This window comes from Methylomonas rosea, assembly GCF_024505055.1.
GTDB classification, from domain to species: Bacteria; Pseudomonadota; Gammaproteobacteria; order Methylococcales; family Methylomonadaceae; genus Methylomonas; species Methylomonas rosea.
Genome location: NZ_JANIBL010000113.1, coordinates 1 through 5,129, shown reverse-complemented (window position 1 = coordinate 5,129; position 5,129 = coordinate 1). Strand labels below are relative to the sequence as shown.

5 protein-coding genes are annotated in these 5,129 nt (G+C 50.2%); 2 read left to right on the top strand and 3 right to left on the bottom strand.

Going from position 1 to position 5,129, the window contains the following annotated elements:
* The coding region (locus NP589_RS21130) for a flagellin (protein WP_256608742.1) at positions 1-406 on the top strand (406 nt) is incomplete at its 5' end.
* A 156-nt stretch (positions 407-562) separates the two neighbouring features.
* Entirely contained in the window at positions 563-871 is a 309-nt protein-coding gene (locus NP589_RS21125; RefSeq protein WP_256608741.1) for a hypothetical protein, read from the top strand.
* Positions 872-1,289: 418 nt separating this feature from the next.
* On the opposite strand, the gene NP589_RS21120 is transcribed toward NP589_RS21125, so the two are convergent.
* The 3 genes from NP589_RS21120 to NP589_RS21110 all read right to left on the bottom strand — a co-directional run.
* Entirely contained in the window at positions 1,290-1,577 is a 288-nt protein-coding gene (locus NP589_RS21120) for a hypothetical protein (protein ID WP_256608740.1), read from the bottom strand.
* Positions 1,578-1,670: 93 nt separating this feature from the next.
* A complete protein-coding gene (locus NP589_RS21115; RefSeq protein WP_256608739.1) occupies positions 1,671-3,413 on the bottom strand; it encodes a YjbQ family protein in 1,743 nt (580 codons plus the stop codon).
* Positions 3,414-3,663: 250 nt separating this feature from the next.
* Positions 3,664-5,129, bottom strand: a 1,466-nt coding sequence (locus tag NP589_RS21110; protein WP_256608738.1) for a hypothetical protein, incomplete at its 5' end; no start/stop codon positions are given.

The following is a 5,129-nucleotide window of genomic DNA, read 5'->3' as shown; positions in this document are numbered from 1 at the left end:
CCGGCACGTCACCGACGGCGACCCCGGCGAAGCGGCGTTCGGCACCGTATCAGCCGCGCCGTTGACAGCCGGCAGCATCAGCAATGTGTTTCAAGCCGTCGCGCAAATATCCGCTGATTTAAAAGCCAACACGCCCAATAAAAACTCTTTGAACGATATGGATACCGCACTGGTGCGCTTCGATACCATTCGCGCATCGGCCGGCGCCCGTCTTAACGCACTGGACGACCAGGAAAACTTAAACGCGGACTACATTCTGGATAACAAATCCACCGCCTCGGACATTGGCGATCTGGACTATGCGGAAGCCTTGAGCAAGTTCAATCTACAACAAATATCCCTGCAAGCCGCTCAACAGGCGTTTACCAAGGTGCAAAATCTGTCTTTGTTTAATTACATTTCCTGAGTTTTAGACGTAGGGTTTAGACAACCCGTTAAGCACTTGTCTAGCCCACATAGCCTTCCGATGTTAAGATTCTTAAGGCTGCTCCCAATCAGGCAGCAACGCGATAAAGGTCAATTAAGCTGATTTAGTGACGGAAGGGATGAAATGGCAAAAACCATGAGTTGGCACCGCATCACACTCTCGCGCCAGGAATACGAATCCGGTGAAATTTACGTGCTGTTAGGTGCGTTCCGAGCCGCCTACGTGGCGAGAAACGGACCCGAAGGCATGGCAATGTTCGGCGGCTGGTCCGACGACGACACGGCCTTCCTGATTTACACCACGCCTAAATCGGTACGCCACATCACGCCAATCCTAGACGCCTATTCGGCCAAACAAATCAAAATACCTGACCCGTCCGGCCTATCTTTGATATACGGCGACGAATCTGGACTCTCTTCCTTCGAGATTGGCTTTGAAGCCTGATGTAGTTCCGGGAGTTTTTGAACGATCTTATAAAACTGTCGCAAACCTGATTTTCCGGTAGGCGTTATAGAGTGAATTGATAGGCTTTTTGTTCTTTGGACATCTTCTGCTCCGTTTCCGCGTCCTTTCGGACGCTCAAAAATAGCAGGTCTTTCGCTTAATGGGCTATTCGATTATTCGTTGCTAGCTCTGTGGATAACAGGAATTCAAGCGACTGCCAGAGGAGAAATATGTGTCCATAGCGTTTACTTAGGCCCGCCTGCCGGCCATCTGCTCTTCAAATCAGTCGCCTGAAAGCTGTTATTGAACTCCGATAGCTGAAGCAGTCGGTAGTGACTGAGTCCAATCGAACCTTTGGTACCTATCTTTATCTGCCAGGTATGAGTCACCGACACATAGCCGCAATCCGGCACCGACTTTAATTTTGCAGTTGATGTTCGCGTAGCTGATTTTGTTCGCGCTCGCGCTCACGCTCTTGTAACTGCCATGAACCCTCTTGTTGATTGCGTTCTTGCTGCATTTCGCGGTTTCTTTCCTGCATTTGTTGTTGCTGGTTTTCCCGGCGCGGGTCTGGATGCGTTTGCCATGCGCGGCCTTGATTGCCTCCGCCTTGCCGTCCACCGCCACCCGGTGCCGCCGAAACGGCGCTTAAAAAACCAGTGAGGAAAATTATCAATGCTATTTTGTACGGATGATTTTGGTTCATGGCTTCATCTCCTAAAGCGATTCGGACCGATAGTGCAAGTAAGCTCAAACTATCGGTCGTCTATCGCTATGTGTAAAAAGTTAATCGACTCAATTAGCGAAATTCGCCGAGGTAAATCCCTGCCCAACCCGCTTCTTCAGTGCCCATGCTGGCATTTATAGCCAGCCGTCCATTTCTAAATCCGTCCCGTTCGAGCCCCATCTCCGTTACGGGTAGAACTACAGACACGCCCGTATCCTCATCTACAAACACTGCTTTTGGGTCGAATGCCGTACCGTCCATCCCTGTTTGAATCAATGTCGCAAAAGGTGATTTTTCAGAACGATTTTTCAGATAAATGCCGTCGACCGGATTCTGATAAGTATTGTTGGTATCCAAAGCACCTGTCCTGGCTTTAAATGCCACCTGATACGGAGTGTCGTCTTTACTGCGTTTGATCTGACTGGAAACAGCCAGGAATGAAGCAGAACGCCAACGCGCGAATTCACCGTCTTCGTCGCCTTCCTCACCTTCTCCCGCGCCTGGCGATCTGCCGGAGAAATTCCAATAAACAAAGTCAGAAAAGTCGGTAACCGTACGAGCGATTCTGACGGTTTCGCCGGTGTTTATATCGTGTAGGAAAAGCCCTTGGTTTATAGGCACAGATTTGTCCTGATACCAACCTACCGCATCCTGACTACTGCCAGATGCCGCGCTCATGCAATACGCCGACCGATCTTTATTGCCCTCCTTAGGACAATACAGCCGTACTATTTTGTTTTCATCGCCCCAAGCCCCCCAAAATGCAACATAACGACCATCGAATGACACCCCTTCACCTAGTCTGTTAAACCGGGTATCTTTGGGTTCTTCCGGTACCTGAGAGCCTATGCTTACCAAGGTTTTAAGCATCGGTTGCTTACTGATGGGATAGGGTTTTAGTTGCGCAAGATAGATGCCGCCCAAGCTCGGATTTTCCTCATTATCAAAACCCGCGAATACCGCCTGCCGTTTTGCTGCGCTGGGCGGCGCGGTGGAGCCAAAGACAGTCTGTGTACCCGGAATCAAGGTATGCGTGTTATTGGCAATCAACACGGCGGCTTTTTCACCGCCACCCGCAGCACCCATTAGCGATTGATTTTTCAGGTCGCGATAGTACACCCCTGTCTTGCCAATTTGATTGACTGTGTAGTTGCCTTTAAACACAATCGTTGACCCCTGAGTGACCGCAGGCGATCCAGGAAACACGTCGAAGGGGGTGCCCGGAAACTCGGGTACCTCGAAGAAGGCAAACTCGTTAACCGCACCCAGTTTGCTGGCACCCGTGATCAAAGGTCCGAATGGATTGGTATAAATCCCGGTAGTACCCACTTTGGTGTCAGAGCCATCTGCCAAGGTATATTCCCAGACCGGCTTATGATTACCTCGGGTAGCTATCATGTCTGTAACGCTGTCGATACGAGGAAATGATGGCGGTTCTATAAATACAGCACTCAAGTTATTCGGCTGCGGCACTTCAGTGTCTCGATCAAGGACCCTCACTATCGGACCTGCCTGGGACATATCTTTTGTATAGACACCATGCACGGGTTCACCGCCCTTACCACCTTTGCTGCGGGCGCGAAACACAACCCGCTTTTTTGCATTCAGCGAGGGCTGATTGTAACTGTTGAACGTTCGGCAATTAGCCGCATCGGCCTGACAAGCCGCTGTCGGCATAAGATCACCATTGTTGACAACTGTTTGCCATTTAACGTCCGCTTCATGCAATTTTGAGTCTGCTGATGCAGGTTTGGTGATCGTTAGCCCATGCACCGCAGCAGCTAACAGTAGACCCGATAAAATGCGCTTAAACATAGCAACATCCTCATCTATTGATTTGTATCTATTCAGTAATCGTGAGCCTTAGGATGGATAAGCCCTGCCCATCCCGCGCGATTGCCGGCAGTGCTTCGCCAGTGATTAATCCACGCCATAGACTGAATAATTACATTTAGTATTTGAATAGAGAGGCGGGGAGACGATCCACCGGCCCCTCTTGCTTGATTTCATCTGAAAACAACGAGTGTCACACTAGACATATGTAAGGTGACTGATTCCTGGCGATTTATTCGCCTTCACCACCGCCGGAGCCACGAGCGGCCATTACTGTGGTTGTGGCAGTCGCCGTGTTATTGGTCAGGTTGTTGTCGACATTGGCGATTGGATCTGCGGTAACTGTCGCAGTCCAGCTGATAGTCGTTGCGTAGCTCGGACCTTTAAACACGATAGTCCAGCTTTGACTTTGGCCCACCGCTAACCCGCTGAATGGATAAGTGGTATTGAAGACTTGTTGTTGTTTGCTGTCTATCCCTTTGATTTGCACACTGCCTGATGCGTTGGTCCCCTTCAAATTGACTACTGTCAAAGTGCCTTCTCTAGTGGTATTACCCACCATCCGGATAGGCATTTGTAGTTTACTGGATAAGTCTACCGGCGCTGCGGGTGGGGGTGCCGCTTGACATAGAACGGGGGCTTCATAACCTTCCAAGACTGGGTGACTGTGCATAAAATCAATGACGGCTCTGGCATCATCACTCGCTTGAGCAAAACCGCCGATATTACCTGCGGTAAAACCAGGTAAACCGCTGAATACTGTTGGATAGATACCTGCGGAATCGATATAAAACAGCGGTGCGCCGTCGGCGGTTGTTGCCGCATCATAAAGGGTAAGATAATCGAAGTAACCAGAGATGGGTTGGTTAGCCGGTATGTTTGCAGGGTAAGGTAGCTTGGTGTAGGTGTTGGCGCGAGCATACGCATAGCCGCTATAATCCAGAAAATATTTCACTACGTTCTGCATAGAACCCTGCACTTCCTGCCTAATCGTCAGGGGAATTTTGGGCAATACGGTAGTGGTAGTTACTTGATCCAATCCCATGATCTGATTCAAATACACCACTAGATCCAGGTCGATTTTCCCGCCTTTATCGGCAGCCGCTCCCAGTGATTTTGCCGCTGTATCCAGCATTGAATATCCACTAAAAGGTTTGGGTAATGCAATGGCGGGGCTACCCAACGCACCTTTCATTACCAACTCCCTATATATCGCCAGATTTTGTAACGGTGAGTCCACGGCGCTGGATACCAATTCAGAGGTATCACCATCACCATCGGCATCGGCGGTATCCTCATTGGAATACACTACTCGTCCAGCCGGATCGAGCGTTAGACATTTGGCGGTACTCAGATTGACCAATACGTCAGCTAATTGCTTTTCCACGACGCTATCCGGCGATCTGGCGACGCTCATCCGAGCAAAATCAACTGCTTGTAAATAGGTTTCGTAACCGACAACAACAGCACATGTCGCGGAATCAACCGGAATTGTGCAAGAAGCAGTCGCAGACGCTGGTGTACAGCCCGGAAAGCTGGCGATGGCAGGCAAAGCAACACCCGGGGCAGCGATGGGTTGCTGACACAAGTCCGCAGTTAATATTGGCACACCTCTGGCATCACGAAGTAATTTATAAAGATCGCCAAAGATCTCTCCAGTGCCTTCGCCACCGCCGCCACCGCCGCCACCGCCGCCAC

Excerpts from the sequence above, each read along its gene's own strand:
- NP589_RS21115 (WP_256608739.1), bottom strand. The coding sequence starts at position 3,413 with ATGTTTAAGCGCATTTTATCGGGTCTACTGTTAGCTGCTGCGGTGCAT.
- NP589_RS21120 (WP_256608740.1), bottom strand. The coding sequence starts at position 1,577 with ATGAACCAAAATCATCCGTACAAAATAGCATTGATAATTTTCCTCACT.
- NP589_RS21125 (WP_256608741.1), top strand. The coding sequence starts at position 563 with ATGAGTTGGCACCGCATCACACTCTCGCGCCAGGAATACGAATCCGGT.